Source organism: Williamwhitmania taraxaci, from assembly GCF_900096565.1.
In the GTDB taxonomy this organism is placed as follows: Bacteria; Bacteroidota; Bacteroidia; order Bacteroidales; family Williamwhitmaniaceae; genus Williamwhitmania; species Williamwhitmania taraxaci.
In genome coordinates, this window is sequence record NZ_FMYP01000007.1 from 31,233 (window position 1) to 51,501 (window position 20,269).

15 protein-coding genes are annotated in these 20,269 nt (G+C 43.5%); 7 read left to right on the plus strand and 8 right to left on the minus strand.

Going from position 1 to position 20,269, the window contains the following annotated elements:
• Positions 1-496: 496 nt before the first annotated feature.
• Positions 497-1,651: an iron-containing alcohol dehydrogenase gene (locus BLS65_RS03040; protein ID WP_092435672.1), complete on the minus strand. Its 1,155-nt coding sequence runs from the start codon at positions 1,649-1,651 to the stop codon at positions 497-499.
• A 37-nt stretch (positions 1,652-1,688) separates the two neighbouring features.
• Positions 1,689-4,715, minus strand: a complete 3,027-nt coding sequence (gene ccsA / locus BLS65_RS03045; RefSeq protein ID WP_170829984.1) for a cytochrome c biogenesis protein — start codon at positions 4,713-4,715, stop codon at positions 1,689-1,691.
• A gap of 381 nt (positions 4,716-5,096) precedes the next feature.
• On the opposite strand from ccsA, the gene BLS65_RS03050 reads away from it, so the two are divergent.
• Complete coding sequence (locus tag BLS65_RS03050) at positions 5,097-6,875, plus strand: aminopeptidase P family protein (RefSeq protein ID WP_092435678.1); 1,779 nt, start codon at positions 5,097-5,099, stop codon at positions 6,873-6,875.
• Between the two features lie 67 nt (positions 6,876-6,942).
• On the opposite strand, the gene BLS65_RS03055 is transcribed toward BLS65_RS03050, so the two are convergent.
• The 3 genes from BLS65_RS03055 to BLS65_RS03065 all read right to left on the minus strand — a co-directional run bounded on the left by BLS65_RS03055 (position 6,943) and on the right by BLS65_RS03065 (position 10,195).
• Entirely contained in the window at positions 6,943-7,587 is a 645-nt protein-coding gene (locus BLS65_RS03055) for a DUF4395 domain-containing protein (RefSeq protein ID WP_092435681.1), read from the minus strand.
• A gap of 175 nt (positions 7,588-7,762) precedes the next feature.
• Entirely contained in the window at positions 7,763-8,632 is an 870-nt protein-coding gene (locus BLS65_RS03060; RefSeq protein WP_244500656.1) for a YkgJ family cysteine cluster protein, read from the minus strand.
• Positions 8,633-8,779: 147 nt separating this feature from the next.
• On the minus strand, positions 8,780-10,195 hold the full coding sequence (locus tag BLS65_RS03065) for an SDR family oxidoreductase (protein WP_092435684.1): 1,416 nt from the start codon (positions 10,193-10,195) through the stop codon (positions 8,780-8,782).
• 432 nt (positions 10,196-10,627) lie between these two features.
• Here BLS65_RS03065 and BLS65_RS03075 point away from each other — a divergent pair, with 432 nt between their 5' ends.
• On the plus strand, positions 10,628-11,149 hold the full coding sequence (locus tag BLS65_RS03075; protein WP_092435690.1) for a hypothetical protein: 522 nt from the start codon (positions 10,628-10,630) through the stop codon (positions 11,147-11,149).
• A 408-nt stretch (positions 11,150-11,557) separates the two neighbouring features.
• Here BLS65_RS03075 and BLS65_RS03080 read toward each other — a convergent pair whose 3' ends face one another.
• A complete protein-coding gene (locus BLS65_RS03080) occupies positions 11,558-11,977 on the minus strand; it encodes a hypothetical protein (RefSeq protein ID WP_125869751.1) in 420 nt (139 codons plus the stop codon).
• A 124-nt stretch (positions 11,978-12,101) separates the two neighbouring features.
• On the opposite strand from BLS65_RS03080, the gene BLS65_RS03085 reads away from it, so the two are divergent.
• The 3 genes from BLS65_RS03085 (at position 12,102) to BLS65_RS03095 (ending at position 14,441) form a co-directional block, all read left to right on the plus strand.
• On the plus strand, positions 12,102-12,821 hold the full coding sequence (locus BLS65_RS03085) for a DUF6261 family protein (protein ID WP_092435701.1): 720 nt from the start codon (positions 12,102-12,104) through the stop codon (positions 12,819-12,821).
• A 226-nt stretch (positions 12,822-13,047) separates the two neighbouring features.
• Entirely contained in the window at positions 13,048-13,980 is a 933-nt protein-coding gene (locus tag BLS65_RS03090) for an SMI1/KNR4 family protein (protein ID WP_092435704.1), read from the plus strand.
• Between the two features lie 269 nt (positions 13,981-14,249).
• The gene (locus tag BLS65_RS03095) at positions 14,250-14,441 is read left to right on the plus strand and encodes a hypothetical protein (protein WP_092435707.1); all 192 of its coding nucleotides are present in this window, start codon (positions 14,250-14,252) and stop codon (positions 14,439-14,441) included.
• Between the two features lie 355 nt (positions 14,442-14,796).
• On the opposite strand, the gene BLS65_RS03100 is transcribed toward BLS65_RS03095, so the two are convergent.
• Together BLS65_RS03100 and BLS65_RS03105 are read right to left on the minus strand one after the other, a co-directional pair.
• The gene (locus BLS65_RS03100; RefSeq protein ID WP_092435710.1) at positions 14,797-16,131 is read right to left on the minus strand and encodes an MATE family efflux transporter; all 1,335 of its coding nucleotides are present in this window, start codon (positions 16,129-16,131) and stop codon (positions 14,797-14,799) included.
• A 269-nt stretch (positions 16,132-16,400) separates the two neighbouring features.
• Complete coding sequence (locus BLS65_RS03105) at positions 16,401-18,548, minus strand: S9 family peptidase (protein ID WP_092435713.1); 2,148 nt, start codon at positions 18,546-18,548, stop codon at positions 16,401-16,403.
• 362 nt (positions 18,549-18,910) lie between these two features.
• Here BLS65_RS03105 and BLS65_RS03110 point away from each other — a divergent pair, with 362 nt between their 5' ends.
• Positions 18,911-19,825, plus strand: a complete 915-nt coding sequence (locus BLS65_RS03110) for a hypothetical protein (RefSeq protein WP_092435716.1) — start codon at positions 18,911-18,913, stop codon at positions 19,823-19,825.
• An 11-nt stretch (positions 19,826-19,836) separates the two neighbouring features.
• On the plus strand, positions 19,837-20,259 hold the full coding sequence (locus BLS65_RS03115) for a hypothetical protein (protein WP_092435719.1): 423 nt from the start codon (positions 19,837-19,839) through the stop codon (positions 20,257-20,259).
• The last annotated feature ends 10 nt before the right edge of the window (positions 20,260-20,269 follow it).

Genomic DNA, 20,269 nt, shown 5'->3' on the forward strand with positions numbered 1-20,269 from the left:
GACTACTGCCGCTTCACTGTGCTACCTTTTTTCTATCATGGGTTCTTAAATAAGAACTCGAGTTACCTTTTTAAGAACTGCACTTCTTAAATAAGAACTCAACTTACCTTTTCATGAACTCAACTTACCTTTTCACGAACTCCACTTCCTATTTAAGAACTCAACTTACCTTTTCACGAACTCCACTTCCTATTTAAGAACTCAACTTACCTTTTTACTAACATCACCTCTTACGCAAGAGGTGAATCTACTAACCGCAACAATGACCATCAGCCCCGCTCATGCGTGGCTAGTCCGAGCGCGACGGCTACCGTTCACTGTCTGGGTGACTTTTTGCTACCGAAAACAGTCACACCTACAGTTGCTATACCCTAAAAAAGAGAGACGCACCGTAGCGCGTCTCGTTTTATCTATCTAAGTTCTGAATGAGCATTAAGCAGCAGCCTTATAAACTCTGCACCGCCCATCCTTTAACTTTTAACCTCTAACATTTAACCTACAAACTTGCCTTCAAAATCTCCAACACCTTTGCAGGCGTTACCATGCGGCGCTCGCCAAGGCCTTTCCAGCCGCGCTCTTCGAAGCGGGTAACAATCTTGGCAAAGTTTTCGGCACCAATACCGTATTCGGTTAGTTTGGTTTTTACGCCCAACGATTGGAAGAATGCCTCAGTTTTGTCGATAGCCGCCAACGCCTTTTCGCGCTCGGTGCCTTTGGTGATTCCCCAAACACGCTCGGCCATTTGGGCTAGTTTGGCTTGCTTCTCATCAATCATAGTGCGCAGAAGCGATGGCAAAACAATGGCCAACGTTACCCCATGCGCCAACCCATGGTATGCGGTGAGCTCGTGACCAATCATGTGGGTTGCCCAATCGGAAGGAACACCAACACCAATGAGCCCGTTTAGAGCCATTGTAGCCGACCACATAAGGTTAGCCTTTACATCGTAGTCGTTACGGCTAGCCATGGCCTTCGGAGCCTCCTCAATCAGGGTTAAAAGAATTCCCTCGGCCGTTCTGTCCTGAATAGGCGCATTTACCGGGTAGGTTAAGTATTGCTCGGTAGTATGAATGAAGGTATCCACGATACCATTGGCAACTTGGTTGGATGGTAACGAAAAAGTGGTTGTAGGGTCGAGAATGGAGAACTGAGGGAACAGCAGCGGACTGCCAAAAGCCAACTTCTCCTTGGTTTCGTTACGCGTAATAACTGCACCGCTATTCATTTCGGAACCGGTTGCGGCTAAGGTAAGCACTGCACCAAATGGCAAGGCCTCTACAATAGGTGCTTTTTTAGAAAGGATATCCCATGGTTCGCCCTTGAAAGGCACAGCAGCCACAATCAACTTGGTGCCATCTATAACCGAACCACCTCCAACAGCCAAAACGAAGTCGATCTTCTCCTTGCGGATAAGCGCAACGGCCTTCATCAGGGTCTCATACTTGGGGTTGGGTTCTATTCCACCAAACTCGAAAACGGTATAGCCTTTTAGTGCATCAAAGACCTGATCGTAAACACCATTCTCCTTGATGCTTCCACCACCATAGGTGATTAGCACGCGTTGGTCTTTCGCAATAAACTTTGGCAACTCGGCAATTTTACCTTTACCAAAAACTATCTTAACCGGATTATAAAATTCAAAACTGTTCATATCGTATCTTATTTGGTTACAAATTTAATATCCATTTTTATTTTTCCACCTCGGATGGCTTACGAAATATGGAATACCTCGATCCAATGATCGCTGCCACCCAAACAACAAGAACGAGACCAATACCTGCATATACCCCCCACGGAATGCGAACGGCTTCGCCGCTGGCATAAGAGTGAAGACCCGAAAGCAGATAGTTCACGCCAAAGTAGGTCATGAGCACGGTTACAAACCCAACTAGGCTGGAAAAGCTCACGGCAATTGGATTTTTAAAACCAGGGATATTATCGAGGTGGGTAATAATTACGTAAACTAGAATGGTTATGAGGGCCCATGTCTCCTTTGGATCCCAGCCCCAATAGCGTCCCCACGACTCGTTGGCCCAAATAGCGCCGAGAAAGGTTCCTACTGTAAAAAGGTAAAGTCCTATAATCATTCCCGCCTGCATTACATTTTGGATTCGACCAAAATCGTCCCCCTCAATCCTGCGATAAAGTTTAGGGATGGCAATTACCAGCAGCGATAGGAATCCGAGAAAGGCCGACAACCCAAAGAAAGCATAGCCTGCCATCACAAACGAAACATGTAGCGTTAGCCACTTCGATTTAAGCACCGGTACCAAATTGGTGATCTCCGGATCCATCCAGCTGAGGTGGGCAACAAACAAGGTGGCCGTAGCAAGAATGGCTGCTATGCCAAGGATCGTCGGCATCTTACGAACGAGCAATAATCCAGCCAGCAATGCAACCCACGAAACCATGAGCATGGATTCATACCCGTTGCTCATGGGAGAATGGCCGGCTATAATCCATCGCAAGCCTAGGCCTGCGGTATGCACAACAAACCCAGCCACGACAATGCCCACCAAGATTCTGGACGTTAGCTTTGCATGACGCCAGCTACGCTGAAAGAAAAGTAGGATAAGCAAGAAGAACCCAGCCAACCCATAAATTGGAATAATCCGCTCGAAGGGTTTTATTTTATTGTAAAGAACCTCCAACGCCGGAAAACCGTCGAAAGAACTACCCGCCGCACTATTCTGGTAAACCGCAAACCGGTTGAGGGTGCTGTCGACATTTTGGTAGCTACCCGTAGATGTAGCAAATCGCAATGCGGTGAAATACTCAAGCAGCAACCGTCCTGCTTGGGTAGAGTCTCCTCCATTTCCCAAACCTTGCTCAATGGACAACCATTGACCGGTATTTGCATCTGGAAAAAGTTTAAGCAAACCTCCGGTGAATATCATATAGCAGATATTCACCCGCTCATCGACCTTGAGAATCTCCTTCTCCATCTTAGTGCGCGAAACTGGCGGTTTTTGATTTATAGCGGCAATCTGTTGCTGCAACTTGTAGCCGCCAGTTGTAGAATCGAAGAAATTAAGGAACGAAGCCAATGGTTTTTCAACACCCAAAAGGTTTCGAAGTTCTTCATTGCCAAGTTTAATGATAGGAGCCGCCTGGTAAAAATCGGGAAAAACGGTCATGGCCAATACCAGCTGGTCGGACGATAAATCGCCATAGGTACCTTGTCCCGTTACTTTGCGGGTAATTTCACCACTAATTGTGTTTAAAGGGTGTATTCGTCCATCGCGAGAAAGAACCAACAACCGTCCAAACTTAGCGGCATGATCTCTATCGGGAACAGGTAGTTCCTGAGCCATAGAGAAAGCAGGCATAAGGATAAAAGCCAATATTACTCCAACCTTAGCGCTAGGGGAAGTCAGTAAAGCATAAAGTTTTGTTCGTCGGGAAATCATCATAAATATTACCCCAACCATAAATAAGCCATATCCAAGATAGGTTAAGGTCATGCCCCAGAAATCGTTACTCACCCGCAAAATAGTTCCCTTCTCATCGGTATCATACGAAGCCTGAAAGAACCGATACCCATGATAATCAACAACACGATTCATGGCTACCGACCGTTCAAACACCCCACCACTCTCATCGCTAATGGCAATCAGACTAGAGTATGCCGATGGCGATTCGGATCCGCTATACCGCTCGAGGACAAACTTATTCAGCACAACCGAAAAAGGCAACTTCACCTCCTTTGGACCATAACGCATCAATAGGGTTTGACCTCCGAGATTAATGGTGGTCCAGTCGGTTAATTCGTTTGTTTTATTCAAGTAAATAGTCTTTAAAAGCCCATCAAAGGTTGCACGAAACTCAAGGGTTTGAGCGTTACTTTTACCTTGTGGCATGTACTCTACTCGCGATGGAGCAGCAATACCTGTAACCACCAGTTGATATTTTGAACCGGCATATATGGTATTTAACTTTACCGGAGAAGGAGTGTTGGCAACAACATCACTCCCATGAGAGGATGGCATCGATCCCATCAATACAGATTCTGAAGTAGTAAGGGTTAAAAGAGAGTCGGCTCCCTTAAACACGATATCGCTTACCTGTGCACATTCGTAGCCAATCGTGATGCCATCAACCTGAATAATCTCGCCAAGGGCTAGCAGCTGATTTACACGTCCATTAAGGGTAGCAACCACCAACTTCAATACCGGAACGCCTTGTTTGTCGGGGATAAGAACAGGAACCGAATTAGGAATATAACGCGTAAGGTTCAACTCAACCACTCCTGCCTGTGTTTGGATGGCTTCGGAAAACTCATTACTGGAATATGGATTAAAGTTATCCTGACTACTGAATAATACATGTCCGGCACTATCGGCCACCTGAAGATAAGGCTCCTCGCTCATATAGTTGGAGCGAACCTCTGCCTCGCGAAGGTGCATTAATCCAGCAGTTCCAAAAAATCGGGTAATACCGGCACCAGTGATTATGATTAGAAATGCCAAGTGGAAAATGAAAATACCGAGGCGCTTTCGGGCAAATCGAGCTCGAGTAAAAAGGGCTGCCACCAAATTTATGGCGAGTAAAAGCCACAGAAGATTAAACCACCAAGCGCTATACACCAGGCCCCACGAAGCTTCTAGCCCATAGTATTTCTCAAAAAAGGTAGCAAACCCCATTGCTACCGCTAAAACTATCATGAGTAACCCCATGAGAAGGTATGATCCAATATAGAGAAGAAGTCTTTTCATAGAATCCCAAAATAAGTGACTAAGATAATTTAATTTTAACTTTTGCTGCATCTTTTCAAGAAGGCGACCATGCAAGAGTGGTTTCCAAAGCCATAAAAAGCGAATAAACGTGCATAGGAAAGTCACAACAAGTCGAAGGAAGCCTTTGTTTTCAACACGTTAAAAAATCAGTCTACTGGAGAAGTCGAACAAAGAATTCGTTACTTAAATTATCTGTAAGCCAAAATTGAGTAGGGGCCAACAAAACATGAGGAGATGAAGGCACAATAGGCAATTAATCGTCGGTAAAGGGCGAAACACCGTTGAAGTTGTTTAACTTTATAGCGTTCCGTAAGTCTGACTTACTATTCCTAACAACAAATTTATACGAAACTCAACGATATGGAAAAGACATTGAAACTTAAACAGCTTAGAAAGGAGATGGAAAAGCGAGGAATATCCGCCGCCATCATTCCATCGGGCGATCCGCATCTAAGCGAATACGTAGCCGAACATTGGCGAACTAGGGCCTGGCTTTCAGGCTTTACTGGTTCGGCAGGAACGGTAGTAGTCACCGAGACTGATGCTGGGCTCTGGACCGACTCTCGTTACTTTCTTCAAGCAGAAAGAGAGCTGGAAGGCACCGGAATTAGACTCTTTAAGATGGGAACTCCCGGCGTACCTACATCGGAAGATTGGTTGTTGGAGCAGCTCAACAAAAAATCGATCGTTGGTGTCGACACCCGGCTCTTCTCCTACAACCAGCTTATTGGGTTGGAAGATAAACTTTATGAAAAGAAGATTACCATTGCTCACACTCAAGGGATCGGCAGCAAGGGATGGGAAACCCGACCACGTCTCCCCAAGGAGCCAATAATCATTCACCCCGAAGAGATTGCAGGGGAAACGATGATTGTAAAGCTAACAACCATCCGAGCAAAGATGGAAGAGGCAAAGGCAACATCCTACATTATTACTGCACTCGACGAGATTGCTTGGCTCTTTAACCTCCGCGGATCGGATGTAGCCTACAACCCGGTATTCTATGCCTACGCCATTGTGTTTACCAATCGTGTAGCACTATTTATCGACTCGGCAAAGGTATCGCCCACCGTAATGCGCATGCTCAACAACCACGCGATTGAGATTTTCGATTACGATGAGATAATCGATTTTGTAAAGGATTTCAAAAAGAAGGAACGCATTCTGGTGGATCCTGCTAAGACTAACTTTGCGCTAGCAAACACCATCCCAAGCAGCTGCAAGATTGTATGGCAGTCGTCGCCCATTGCGCTAGCCAAGGCATGCAAAACAGAAATAGAGCTGGAAGGCATTCGCAACGCAATGATTAACGATGGCGTGGCCATGGTAGAAGTGCTACAATGGATTGAACAAACGGTAGGCAAAGAAACCATTACAGAGATTACCGTTGAGGAGAAGCTGCGCAATTGTCGCTCACGGCAACCCTACTTTGTGGGCGAGAGTTTTGGCTCCATTGTTGGATATGCCGAGCATGGGGCCATTGTGCACTACTCTGCAACTCCCGAAACCGCCTCGGAGATACACCCCAAATCGTTCCTACTAATAGATAGCGGCGGCCAGTACCAAAGTGGCACTACCGATATTACCCGAACGATACACCTCGCAGCCCCCACCGAGCAGGAGAAGGAGGACTACACTCTAGTATTAAAGGGAATGATTGGACTTGCACGTGCAGTGTTTACGCCCAACACCCGAGGATCAAATCTCGATATGCTTGCACGCCAGCCGCTCCTTGCCCAGCAGCGAAACTACGGACACGGAACGGGACACGGTGTAGGATTCTTCCTCAATGTGCACGAAGGACCTCAAAGCATCCGCATGGAAGAAAACTCCGTAACGATCCAACCCGGCATGGTTTGCAGCGACGAACCAGGGCTCTATCGCTCCGGCATGTATGGCATTCGCATCGAAAATCTTATTGCCTGCGTGCCCGCCGGAACCACTGAGTTTGGAACCTTTAACAAATGGGAAACGCTTACCCTCTGCCCCATCGATCTTAAACCAGTAAACAAAGCCCTACTCTCTACCGAAGAGGTTGAGTGGCTCAACGGCTACCACCAGCGGGTATTCGACACCCTCGCCCCAAGGCTGGTGCCCGAACTTAAGGATTGGCTCGAGAAGAAAACGAAAGCCATCTAACAAAGAAAAGAGCCGCTCCAAATGGAGCGGCTCTTTTAGATTAATATCGGCGATTAAAGCAGCAGCATTAATGTACTGCAAGCCCAAACAGATCGTGTGGCTTAATGCTGAAAAAGTCGTGGAACAGGAAGGCCATTAGAACTACAAAACCTACCATACCCAGCACGAATAGTATGTGTATAATCTTAATCTTCTGAATTTCGTGCTTGTCCTTTGTTTTGCAAATCTCGCCCGGACAGTGCTGCGCCTTATCCTTGTATATCATATTGTAGAACAGGCAGCCCAAACAAATTCCGAAGACAGATTCAAAGAAGAGAAATATCAAACAGATTAGGCAGATGATACCTGAAATAGGGCTGTAGGAGTTTAGTAAAACCATCAACACAAACATAGTGGCAGAAAGGACTACACCAATAATCCATGCAAACTTCTTTTGGGCTGCACCAACATACTCGGGAGTTTGCCTGCTCACAATCCATCGGCCAATTATAAGCGTTGGGGCATACATCGGATTGATAAACACCCGAATCAGAAAGTCCACCATGAAGATTGTGATCACATACTTTATCATCAAGAAATCGCCCTTAAACAGAATAAGCATAAGCGATAGAAACGTGAAAAAGTAAAGAATACCCGACGCGGCTCTGATTTCGCGTTCATTCAATACCGGAATATTATATCCTACAACGGTTTCGCCAAATTGTCTTTTCATTGCACATCGATTTTATTTAGTTTTATGATTACAGAAACACACCGTTGCACCTTTTGTTCCCACAACCTTCGATTAACTAATTAGGGATTGAAACCTTAATTTAGCAACAAGTTAAAACACATTGAACCAGAACTATTAATCGCATCCATTCTCCCATCTCTTACAAGTTAAGATGCTATTCCATGGCTCCATGTTTCTTTGCCGTATCAATCCAATGTTCGGCAAGAATTGCTGGATTGGCCCCAATACCACGAGCAAGATGCAATGCTACACCCATTATTAATACCGACGCTTCATGTATCTCTTGATTGTTTTGCAGGGCTCCAAATTGTTCTTGTGCTTTTAGTTGGAGCAATTCATTATGTTTCCGAGCAAAGGAAATGGGATCGTCTATATCATCCAGAATCGAAGGAAGCATCAAACAATCCAGCCAGTCGGGCCCTATTCTTTCTGCCAATGCTTCTGGAAGTTCGCTGCCCATTACTCTCCATTGCGGCAATGTATGCTTATCGCCCGATTCGGTCAAGCCAGTTTCAAGAAGAAGAACGAATGCTATGTCGGCTAAATCTTGCATTAGGTTTAAATATGCATCCTGAGCCTTTTCGAACATTTCGGTTATCTGTCCACCAAGATATTCGCCAACCGTCAAATAAGGTAAAGTTAAAACCTCGGGGCATCCCTCCAAACAAGGAAATTCGTCGCCTTGATACATATAGTGAACCACCTCACTTTGTATTTGACGACCCAGCGGATATAGCCGACAAGCCAATGGACGGCCCACATGTACGCTACATCCAAAGTTCTCGACATATTGGCTGCACGCGGGCTGATTCTTCCACCCGAGTGCTCCATCGAACCGTAAACGAATTCCGCCAAACTCACAGTAACGATCCCGAAACTCCCTTGGAGTAACTTTTTTCTCCTTGGCAAAACACACCAACTCCCATGGATTGAGTAGCACAAGTTTCCCATGACAACAGGTTCCTGTTCGCGAGCAGGTAAGCGGCAATTTATCGTGTATACTGAGTTTGGTTGTAACCATCATTGCTCTGTTTTTAATAAAAATCTATTCACAGTCTAGGTTACGGCTAGAACGGCAATAGTTACAGTTAAATTCATCAATATGGAAAAATGTAATAAATACGACAGCGTAACCCGCAGCTCTCAACGCGGCTTTACGGTTAACGTTGCTTTACTTACCTATTTTCCGAGTCATTCCCCTGAAAATGAAGTAATGGATAGGATACAAAAGATACCAATACAATATGCCCGAGGCCCCTTTGGGGCGGAACGTGGCTGTTTGATACAGTGTATTGCCTTTAATAGAGAATTCGAGCCACGCTTCGCCCGGCACTTTCATTTCGGCAAATAAGAGTAAACGACCTTCGGATTTGTTGGCATAAAGAACGCGCCAAAAATCAATTGCATCGCCTGCATCGATAAAGGTTGGATCTGTCCTACCGCGCCGTAAACCAACGCCTCCAATCATTCGATCCATAAATCCTCTTAAACGCCACAACGAATTTGCAAAATACCAACCATTATCGCCACCTATCTGCCAGATTTTCCGAACGCACTCTTCACGGTCGGTTATGGTTGCCGTGCGTATATCTTTAAAACATCCATGAGTAGGGACCGTTATAAAATCGGATATTTTAAAAGAGATGTTACTGCTCGAAAATGAATCTTTCCAGCTCGATATAATTTGATTGTCGTCAATCACCGATAGTGTTTTTCGTAGCGCCTGCTCGTAAGGGATGGGCGCTATACCAAGAAGTGTATTTATCTCGGAGTTTCGACAAATAACTTCTATTTTCATGCTATCAACCAATGCCGAAGCCAGCATATAGCTGGTTGAGGTAATGAAATACAACCAGTACGACGACAATTTGGGTGTCATTACAGGAACAACAAAAATATGCCTTCGCAAACCACGCACGCGTGCGTATCCAAGCAACATTTCTTTATACGAAAGAATATCGGGCCCTCCGATATCAAAATCTTTATTGAAGGTCTTTTCATTCCCCAAACACAATTCAAGAATTCGAATAACATCCCCAATTCCGATGGGTTGACATTTTGTATTTAACCATTTGGGAGTAATCATTACAGGCAACTTTTCGACCAAATCCCTCATTATTTCGAACGAAGCACTTCCCGAACCAATAATTATTCCTGCACGTAAGGTGGTAAGGTGGTACGAATCGCTTTTCAATTCCAATTCCACCATTTTGCGGGAACTTAAATGTTCGGACAAATTGGTTTCATTTACAATCCCACTCAGGAATATAACTTGCTTAACATTGGTTTTGTTGATGGTATTTTTGAAATTTGTGGCACAGACTTCCTCCAAATGTTTAAACGATTTGGACGATGACATGGAATGAATTAGGTAATAAGCCACATCAATTTCCGTTGGGATAGCATGCAGCGTATCTTCATTAAGAAAATCGGCTTCCACAATCTCAATCCTGTCGATAACCGATTGGGGTAAACCAATTCTTTTTGCATCCCGCACACAGCAAATCACGTTATGCCCTCTCTCTATAAGGATGGGTAAAAGTCGTTTCCCAATATATCCCGTTGCGCCTGTTAGTAGGATTCTCATATCTCTGTTTTTGAATTACACACCAAGTTTTGCGGCGAGGGCAAGGCAGGTTGGCAGCACCCATATCCTTCCCTTTGCCGAAACCAAGGTAAACAAATCTTTGGAATTGCACATCGGATGGAACCCATACGACAAGATGATGATGCAGATGGCTGGGATAATAGTTCGAAAAGCAAGTAGCACTCCCCGCAAATCCAGACTTGCGGGGCGTTTTTTTTTCGAAGAGTGTTAGAATAAATTCCCGCCGGAGCAGTGGAAGGTAGGAAAAGATAAGATTGCCGGTTGACGATATGTGAAAAAACATTCTACCTTTGACATAGAAACCCAAACAAAAGCTTGGTTTAGTATGCCAGAATATTACGCTAGACAAAACTTGGATTATAAACGAGTTGGCACACAGCATGACCAATAAACTAACATAACTTAAATATTATGGAACTTAACATTACTGCAGAATTACGTTTTATCGAAGAGAAAAAAATACCGGCCTTAATGCAGGCGATTGAACCTAAAGAAATTATTAAAAAAAGTCTTTTCGGTTTAAAAAAGTCGATTGAATACATTGACAACTTCGAGGAATATTTAAATGAGAACTCCGTGTTAATTGATACTTTTGACAACAAGGGTTTTTTGGTGATTAGTGATTTAGTGGAATTCTTGAGGGAATATAAAAAAATAAATATTGATAAATCATTGTTTAAAGAGGTTTCTGAAAAACATAATGAAAGAGAGGAATGTGCAATTTTTATAAATTACAAATCTGCAATAGAATTAAATGAAAAACTTGATAATATTCTAATTGAAGAAATAGAATTAACAAGATATTACAAAGAAAGAGATGGTATCTCTATTGAAAAAGCAATTCCATCTCAAATAGACCAAGTTTCAAGGTTAATAAAAGCAATGAAATTGATTAAACCCGATTATGCTTTGTATATTAGAGGAGAGGGTTGAGCGAGAAAAATACAGTGTGCCAATCGGGTAGCCCCCCAGCTTAGCCCACACGAAAAAGTAACTCCTGCCCCTCGCTCCCAACAAACAAAAAAGGTTTGCTCCGATTACAGGGCGCGATATATGCCTGCAATTGTTCGCTACAGACAGTTGCATTCTACTGCCAGAATAATTAGTAGAGCATTGCCCACAAAAAAAAAGAGCACAGCCTATTGTTTCGTATTATAAAATATCCGTAACTTTCATGTGGCTATTTAATTAGTACACCAATGAAAGTTGGATTACACAAGGCGAGGCAGTGTTTTGGAGCTATTTTCGGTAGACTCCCGCACTCTTTTTCGCTTCCCGCGCCCGCCATTTTCCAGCCCTACCGCCCCTTGCATCGGAACCAAAACGACCTCTGCCGGTGGTTCACCGCCAACCTATTTTTAGCTGCCGACTATGCTCGGTACTATAAAACGATTTCACTTTGCCGTACCGAGCATGCTCGGTACCATGAAACGATTTCACTTTGCCGTACCGAGCATGCTCGGTACCATAAAATGATTTCACTTTGCCGTACCGAGCATGCTCGGTACCATAAAACGATTTCACTTTGCCGTACCGAGCATGCTCGGTACCATGAAATGAATTCACTTTGCCCTGCCGAGCATGCTCGGTACCATGAAATGATTTCACTTTGCCGTACCGAGCATGCTCGGTACCATGAAATGAATTCACTTTGCCGTACCGAGCATGCTCGGTACCATGAAATGATTTCATTTTGCCGTACCGAGCATGCCGGTACCATGAAACGGTTTCATTTTGCCCTGCCGAGCATGCTCGGTACATCCACTACAGCTTTACACGCGCGTTTCGAATCACCTATCACCGCATTTTGTTGCCAAACGAGGCTAGTCAGGAGCACATAGCCAAGTTGGATTATAAATATAGTAGTAACTTAAAAATGTAAGAAATGCCAAACTTATCACATTTACCAAACTCCGCCATAGGCACAACAGGCGAGCGCATCGAGGATGTGGTGCTTGGAACCAACAACCAGGAGGTAATCCAAAGCAGCTACTTTACTAACTTACAGGCCCGGAACAAAAGCTTCGATACGAGCTTCAACCTCATGCCGATGAATATGTACACCGAAAATGTGGTGAAGCTCGATGGACTGCGCGACAAGGCAGTAAGGGGCTTATTTAGTCACCTGAAGGGGCAAGCCAACCATCCCGACCCCCTCATATCGGAGGTAGGCCGAAAGGCCTTGACCATTGCCCGAGCAGTGGGCACGCCCAGCCATATCGTGGCGCTTCCGCACTCCGAAGAGTCGAAGGAGATTCAAAAGATACTTACCAACCTGCGTGCCAACCTAACGCCGGCAGAGATAGTGCGCATAAATCTCCAACCGTGGATCGATGCCGTAGAGGGCACTCAGAACGAGTTTGAAACCATTTACGGCACCCGCTCCGACGATAAGGCCCAGAAAGCCGAAATAGACTCGGCCACCAAGGAGCGCGGCGACCTGGAGGCTGCCATCCGAGGGTTTATAAAATATGTGGAGGCTATGGAGATTACCACCGCTGCCCCATTCTGGCACGACCTAGGCATGCGCATCGAGGAGCGCATTCAAGAAGTACTCCGCAACTCGCGCCCCAACAGCCGCCCCAAACCCGACGAGGAAAAATAATTCCTCTCACCGCTCCCCGCAAATCCTGACTTGCGGGGAGTTTTTTTATGGGGAAAAGACTAAAAAAGATTGAATTGCCGATTGATGATATTTGAGATAATATTCTACCTTTGAAATATAAACCTTCACAAAAGCTAGGTTTATCCACCCATATTTGGGTGGATAAACCCAACAAAACTGGGTTTATAAACGAGTTGGGCACTATTAAACGAGACACTGGAACCATATGACCAATACAGATAAACTAAAGAAAATAATTGATTTGCAATCCGAGAAATTTGATTGGAAAATAAACCCTCTTAATGACGGTGTGAATGAAAATCAATTAGCTGAAATAGAGAAACTGATTGATGATAAATTGCCGGCTGAACTATCTGATTTTTATCTTGCTAATAATGGAGAATCAGGTGATGAGCGAAGTTGTTTTCTTGGTCATAGATTCATGCCAATCAATGAAGTGATTAAGCAGATTGAATTTGGATTATCTTTAGTAAAACCAGCTGAAAGAAAGCTTAATAACCCTGAAAAATCTAAGGGATTACTTAATAAGATTGTAGATTTTTATTTTGCAAAAGCTCCAAAAAAAGGATTATTTAAGAAAAGCTGGTATAAAATTGAGTTTTCTTGTGGTTTAGGTTCGTATGGTGGGCCATATTTATATAAATCTGAAAAGGCTGAAGGAAAAGGTAGAGAAACAATTGATATTAATTTTGATGATTATAAGAAATTATCTCCATTAGTTAAAGAATTACATGAATTAGAAAAGGACTCCTATAATTGGGATGAACTTGAGTTCGTTATGTACTCTGAACAGAAATATGAAGTTAAAAGGACAGATTATAATTTTAATGAGGAAATTCCATTTACTTCAACCCCTGTCGGAGCTATTAAGAAAATGTATTTTAATCCCAAATGGATTCCTGTATTCTCTGACCATGGTGGAAATTATATTGGTATTGACTTAGACCCAGATACTAATGGGATTAATGGTCAAGTGATAATTTTCGGTAGAGACGAAGAAGATATGTTTGTGCTTTCAAATAGTATCACAGACTTTTTCGATTTGATTATTTCAAAAATTGTTGATGAATCAGTTGATTTTAAAAAGGAATTACATTTTCACGAGATTTTAAAGGATATGATTAATAATGGAAAATAACAGTGCCCAATCGAGTAGTTCACCCCGCCAGCTAAGCCCACAGGAAAAATAACTCCGCTCCCCGCAAATCCTGACTTGCGGTTTTTTTTTATGGCAGAGTCGTAAAATATATTCCCGCCAGAGCAGCGGAAGGATGAGGAACTATAAAGAAATAATGCTATTTTTGAAAATATAAACTCAACGTTGTTAGGTTTATAAACGAGTTGAGTGGCATGTAAAAAAACGCTTTCGTTGCTATTTAAATATTTCAAATAAGGCAAAATAACATTATGACAAAAGGTAAAACTATTTTAATATCAGTTCTTCTGATTGTATCGACAGTTATAATAAAAGTATTGGTAGCTGATTCCAACACAAAATTGGATAAGGAATTAATCGATTTTTTCTCCGGAATTTTGTTTGGTGTTGGAATAGCATTGCTTTATCCGTTGATTTTTAAGAAAAGGAAGATGACTGAATAATTGTTCTACTCTACCAAATTCAGCAATACTACCGCTTAAACGATGATTTCAAAAGCAATGATTGTATAGACATTTATGATTCTTGTATAGCAATTAGACAAAATATAAATGCACGAACACTCAATCGAGTATCCAGTTCCGCCAGCTAAGCTGACGGGGAAAACCTCTCACACACCAACGGACTTACCACATAACACCACCTTGCATATAAAACGGAACCATATCCGCATTCTAAACTAAAGCCACAGCAAACAATTCGGCATGGGTTTGCACATCCAGCACCGAACAGCAGCCCAACAACAAGTTAATGTAAGAAATAGGTTAGAAGCAAAGTCCAAAAGGCAATAAATATCGCCTAAAAGTGTGCGGCATTGCGCCAATTTCCAAACCTCAGATAGAGCAAGGCAGCCATAGCCATAAATAGCCCATAGAAGATCTCCACCGTCCACACAGCCGAAATAGAGAGGTGAAACACGGACGCAAATAGATATCCGAGCAACACGTATAGTCCCAAATCGGCAGTTTCGAGAATAAAGGTAACGTTGGTTTTACCTGTTCCGGCAACAGCATTAAAGGCAATAAATCCGATGGAAAGAACAGGCCCGGCAATAGCCACAACGAAAAGAACCGGAAGGGTATACTCAATAAGCGAAATATCCTTTGAGTAGAGCGAAAGCAAATCGCGGGCAAAGAATCCGGTAATGAGCAAAACCACCAGCACCGATAGTAGCGAAAGAACTTCAGCCCTCCACACCAGCCCCATAACCTCCTCTTTGCGCCCTCGTCCAATCAAAAAGCTGGTAAGGCTGCTCGTTGCCGAGGCAATACCCCACACCGGGATAAGCAGCAGCACATATAAGCTGCGCACAATATTGGACGCGGCAAGAACCCGCTCGCCCATTCCCTCCACAAAGAGGAAAAAGAGCAGCCAGCTGCTAAACGATAGCAGATTCTGAAACATGGTGGGCAGCGAAATCCGCAACAGTGGCTTAAAGAAGTTAGAGCTGTATCGGGTAAATGCAAACAGGTTGTATTTAACGCTATCTACCGTAATCATGGTATAGATAACGTAAAACAAACACCCAACCAGCTCCGCTATTACCGAAGCCAGCGCAGCACCGGGAATTCCCATCTTTGGCAAACCTAAATTTCCAAAGATGAGGCCGTAGTCCAGCACAATATTGGTAACCACCGCCAAGGAGTTGGCAACGGAAATGATGCGCGTTTTGCCAATTCCAATATAAAACGCTTGAAAAATTAAGCTTATGGTCACAAAGAACAATCCCCACTTGCGCCAAGACAAAAACTCGATGGAGGCTTCCATTATTCGCGGAGAGTGGATCATGGCACCCAAAATGGTTGGGGCCATTTGCCATAAAATCCAAAATAGAAGAAGCACCAGAACCGTGAGAAAGTAAAACGAGTGGGTAAGTGTAATGCCAATGCTGCCATACTTCTTTTGGCCAAACCTTCGAGCCACCACTATTTGAGTACCAATGGTAAAACCGTAGGCAACCATAACTGCGGCCAAGTGCAGCAAGCCACCAATGGCTCCGGCACCAAGAGCAACTTCTCCCAGCTGTCCCAGAAATATGGTATCGATAACGTTGAGCAAGTTCTGAGCAACGCTACCAATGATAATTGGAACCGCAATTTGCCAAATACGCCTATATCCTGTTTCTGAGTTCATCAATCTTAATATCTGCTGCAAATTTCGGCAATTATCCGCAGAATTATACCCCACGGAAAAAATAAACCCCGAGAGTTGGAACGCTCGGGGTATATTTTCTTCCTTATAACTTCCGTCTACAATCCGTTTAACTCCCGTTTAACTTCTTTTTTAACCACAGAGGATCACAGAGACAAGTATGAGGCTATTTCCTTTAACTTCGTATAACTTCATCCTATTCTTTTAATTCTTTGACTCCTCAAACTTCCGTCTAACTTCCGTCTAACTCCCTATTTCTTAAGATAAGTATCAAAATAGTCGGTAACCTTGCGCATTAAATGGATACGATCCGTTCCGCGCACATTATGCTCGTGCTGGGGATACACAAAATAGTCGACCATTACCCTTTTTCCCACACACTCGTGTATAAACTCAAGGCTATTCTGCCATACAACAGTATTATCGATATCGCCATGGATCAACATCAATTTACCAGTCAGGTTCTCAACATAGTTCAGCATGTTTGCATTCTTGTAGCCTTCGGGGTTTTCCTCCGGAGTATCCATGTAGCGTTCGCCATACATCACCTCGTAAAGGCTCCAGTCTATTACCGGTCCGCCGGCAACGCCAACCTTAAATATCTTATTCTCCTTAAGCATCATTTGGGTGGTCATAAACCCTCCGAAGCTCCAGCCGTGTACCCCAACTCGAGCAGTATCAACGTAAGGCAGCTTAAAGAGGTATTGAATCCCGCGCATCTGATCGGCAAGCTCGTTGGCGCCAAGGTTGCGGTGAATAATACTTTCGAAATCGAAGCCACGATTGGACGATCCGCGATTATCTACAGTAAACATGATGTAGCCCTTTTGAGCCATATGGTAGTCCCACAGGCCTGTTCCTCCAAGCCATCGGTTGGTAACCAATTGCGCATGAGGTCCACCGTAAACATAAACAACCACAGGGTATTTCTTTGTCGAGTCAAAGTCGATAGGCTTAATCATGCGGCAGTATAGATTGGTAGAATCGTCTGCCGCCTTAATAGTGAAGATCTTCATTTCGGGCATACGGTAATCCATAAGAGGATTTACGGAAACCAAGAGTTCCTGCCGCTGCTCTCCCGAAAAATCGGTGATACAAATTCGGTTTGGAACCGTAATACTGCTATACCTATCGATAAAGAGTCCGCTGACAAAATTTACAATTGGCTGGTGGGTTCCCTCTTCCTTAGTAAGTCGTAACAACTTCTTAGTCTTGAGATTTACCTTACATAGGTTTACTTCCAGAGGGCTATCGATGGTGGAAGTGAATAGCACATCCTTAGCGTCGGAAGTAAATCCGATAAAGTTTGTAACCATCCAATTGCCCTTAGTTATTTGACCGAATAACTTACCGCTCAAATCATACTTGTATAGGTGATTGAACCCATCGCGCTGGCTCTGCCAAACAAATGTATTTGGCTCGTTAGGAAAAAAGATTGCAGGATTAGAAGGCTCCACATAGCGAGCATTCTTCTCCTCAAATAGGGTCTTAACAAAATCACCCGTAGTGGCATTATACTGATTTAGGCTCATGTGATTCTGACCACGGTTTAGCTCCGCAATCAAAATGAATTTTTCGTCGGGAGTCCAGGATACGTTTGTTAAATAGTGATCCAATGGCTCTCCCGTTTTCAGAAATACGGTTGATCCAGTTTTAGGATTAAAGACACCCACCGTAACCTGATGGCTAGTCATTCCTGCCATGGGGTATTTAATGGGAGTAACCTTAGCAATACGCTGGGTAATATCCACCAATGGATAATCGGTAACCATCGTTTGGTCCATACGGTAAAAGGCCAGCATATTCCCATTGGGCGACCAAAAAGTGCCCTTAGAAATACCAAATTCATTGCGGTGTACGCTCTGTCCGTTAATGATATTCTGGTTTTGATCGGAGGTTACTACCATGCGCTCGGCACCCTCTGCTTTAACGTAAAGGTTGTTCTTTACCGTATATGCCAAAGCCTTATTGTCGGGGCGGAAATCGATGTTCTCGGCATCCTCCTCCGCGCTCAGTATTCTTTCCACCTTTTTATCGGCTACATTCACAAATATGGTTTCATTGCCACTACTGAACATGATCGACACCGAACTCACCCATTGAAAGGAGGGCATTCTTTTCAGCACATTTACGTTAGCTTGTTTTACCCATCCGTTAAGGTTGGCCAGGGTAAACAGCAGCGATGGCTTGCTATCGTTAACTGTCTGAACAAACACAGAGTCCTTCCGGTTAAAGGAAAACGTGGAGGTTTCGCCCTTCCATTGAATAGCCGAAAGGTTTTGGGGCGCAAGGCTCTGTCGTGTTCCCACCACCGCTTCATCAATGGTAAATAGCTTATTCTGACCGCTAGCCGCAGTAGCAAAGGATAAGCACGCAACAATGTATAGAATTCTTCTCATGGGGTAAATAGGTTTTGATCAAAAGTAATGCTTTCGCCTTAGATACAGAAACCACAAAAAGGTTTCACACTACAATAAAAATTAAGAGGTTCGGCAAGCAACGAATTGCGCGATACAAGGCACTCGAGTCAAAAAAAGCGAAGCACTTATCCATTAGGGCAAGGATTATCGGAGGTACGAATTAGTGCAATTAAAAACCGTGAAAGGCCCTAAAATCCTAGACTTTTCCTACTTTTGTACAATCATAGGTTAATGTAAGGAGATGAAACCATTTCAAAGCAGCTGAATTTCAGCAAAACAGCCTTTGAAAAGATTATTATTTTTACTTACTTGCATTGTAATGTGTTAAAAATATCCGATTAATGGATTTGACTTTATATACCAAAAAACAGCAGCCTTTATTCTACGCTATTGCGGGTGTGCTGTTTATACTTCTTTTAGCTTCCTGTGGTGGCGAAAATCCGACCAACAAAAAGTCCGCAGAGGATTTAAGCATCGATAGTTCCTCGCTCATCCTTAAATACGACAATACTCTGTTTGCACTGCCATCGCCCTATCAAGCCAGTGCCATTATTAAAAGCAACTCACTTCCCTATAATTCCGAACTGCCCAATTTGGCTTCGCGCGTCTCCAGCTATAACTCGAATTACAAGAAGGGGTTTAATCTAGGCGTGTACGGAACAGACCTTAGCTACTTCAACATCTATGATAAATCGCAGGAGTGTATTACTTACTTTGCTGCGGTAAAACGATTGTCCGACGAGTTGGGTATATCCTCTTACTTTGACGATAAATTCTTCAAGAATATTGAGAAAAACATTGGAAACCAAGACTCCCTACTTTACCTAACCAGCTACACTTACCGGAATGCGGACATGTTTCTGAAGCGGGACGATCGTGGCGAAATAAGCGCCCTAGTTCTTGCAGGAGGATGGGTGGAGAGTCTTTATCTGCTCACACAAGTAGCTACCGAAACGAAAAACCGCGAAATCATCAACCGAATTGGCGAACAAAAATACCCCTTAGATAATCTCATAGATATTTTAAGTCCGCACTATTACATTTCGCCCGAGTATTCCTTATTGGTTGATGATTTGGTTGATTTGGCATATGAATTTGATGGAATCATTTTCAACTACTACTATAAACCACCAAAAGTAGATCCCAGCAACAAGTTAATTACTATAAATAGCGAATCACAGGTTGTGCTTAGCGAATACCACATGGAGGTAATCACCAAAAAATTGGCCGCCATCCGAAACAAGGCAGTACAATAAACGAGCAAATTATGGTAAAGAAAATTATAATCATCTCGCTTGCATTTACTCTCGGAGTTACGTTCAAGGCCTTTTCGCAGCTAGAGCAGCTTCAGAATATATGCTCGCTCTACTTTCCACCCGAATTTATTTCCGACGGACAACAATACTTTTCCCCGCTAAAGCCAGACCAATCGGTAGAATTTAGAACAACATTCTACGGTGATAATGTTTACCGCATTGTTGCCTGCACCAATGCAAAAAAAGGCGATTTGGTATTCAGCGTGTACGACACCGAGAAGAATCTTCTTTTCACCAATTCCGCATACGATAATTCACCATATTGGAATTTTAAGTTTAAATCGACCGTAAGCTGTATTATTCGGCTAAAGTTGGAATCGAAAAGTTTTCAACCCGGATATGTAATGCTTCTAATAGGGTATCAAACGAAGTAAAAACGGATCC

Bases quoted from the DNA above. Each gene is read 5' to 3' on its own strand.
- ccsA (WP_170829984.1), bottom strand. From the start codon at position 4,715: ATGAAAAGACTTCTTCTCTATATTGGATCATACCTTCTCATGGGGTTA.
- BLS65_RS03075 (WP_092435690.1), top strand. From the start codon at position 10,628: ATGGAACTTAACATTACTGCAGAATTACGTTTTATCGAAGAGAAAAAA.
- BLS65_RS03100 (WP_092435710.1), bottom strand. From the start codon at position 16,131: ATGAACTCAGAAACAGGATATAGGCGTATTTGGCAAATTGCGGTTCCA.
- BLS65_RS03065 (WP_092435684.1), bottom strand. From the start codon at position 10,195: ATGAGAATCCTACTAACAGGCGCAACGGGATATATTGGGAAACGACTT.
- BLS65_RS03090 (WP_092435704.1), top strand. From the start codon at position 13,048: ATGACCAATACAGATAAACTAAAGAAAATAATTGATTTGCAATCCGAG.
- BLS65_RS03060 (WP_244500656.1), bottom strand. From the start codon at position 8,632: ATGATGGTTACAACCAAACTCAGTATACACGATAAATTGCCGCTTACC.
- BLS65_RS03085 (WP_092435701.1), top strand. From the start codon at position 12,102: ATGCCAAACTTATCACATTTACCAAACTCCGCCATAGGCACAACAGGC.
- BLS65_RS03095 (WP_092435707.1), top strand. From the start codon at position 14,250: ATGACAAAAGGTAAAACTATTTTAATATCAGTTCTTCTGATTGTATCG.
- BLS65_RS03050 (WP_092435678.1), top strand. From the start codon at position 5,097: ATGGAAAAGACATTGAAACTTAAACAGCTTAGAAAGGAGATGGAAAAG.
- BLS65_RS03055 (WP_092435681.1), bottom strand. From the start codon at position 7,587: ATGAAAAGACAATTTGGCGAAACCGTTGTAGGATATAATATTCCGGTA.
- BLS65_RS03110 (WP_092435716.1), top strand. From the start codon at position 18,911: ATGGATTTGACTTTATATACCAAAAAACAGCAGCCTTTATTCTACGCT.
- BLS65_RS03080 (WP_125869751.1), bottom strand. From the start codon at position 11,977: ATGTACCGAGCATGCTCGGCAGGGCAAAATGAAACCGTTTCATGGTAC.
- BLS65_RS03040 (WP_092435672.1), bottom strand. From the start codon at position 1,651: ATGAACAGTTTTGAATTTTATAATCCGGTTAAGATAGTTTTTGGTAAA.
- BLS65_RS03105 (WP_092435713.1), bottom strand. From the start codon at position 18,548: ATGAGAAGAATTCTATACATTGTTGCGTGCTTATCCTTTGCTACTGCG.
- BLS65_RS03115 (WP_092435719.1), top strand. From the start codon at position 19,837: ATGGTAAAGAAAATTATAATCATCTCGCTTGCATTTACTCTCGGAGTT.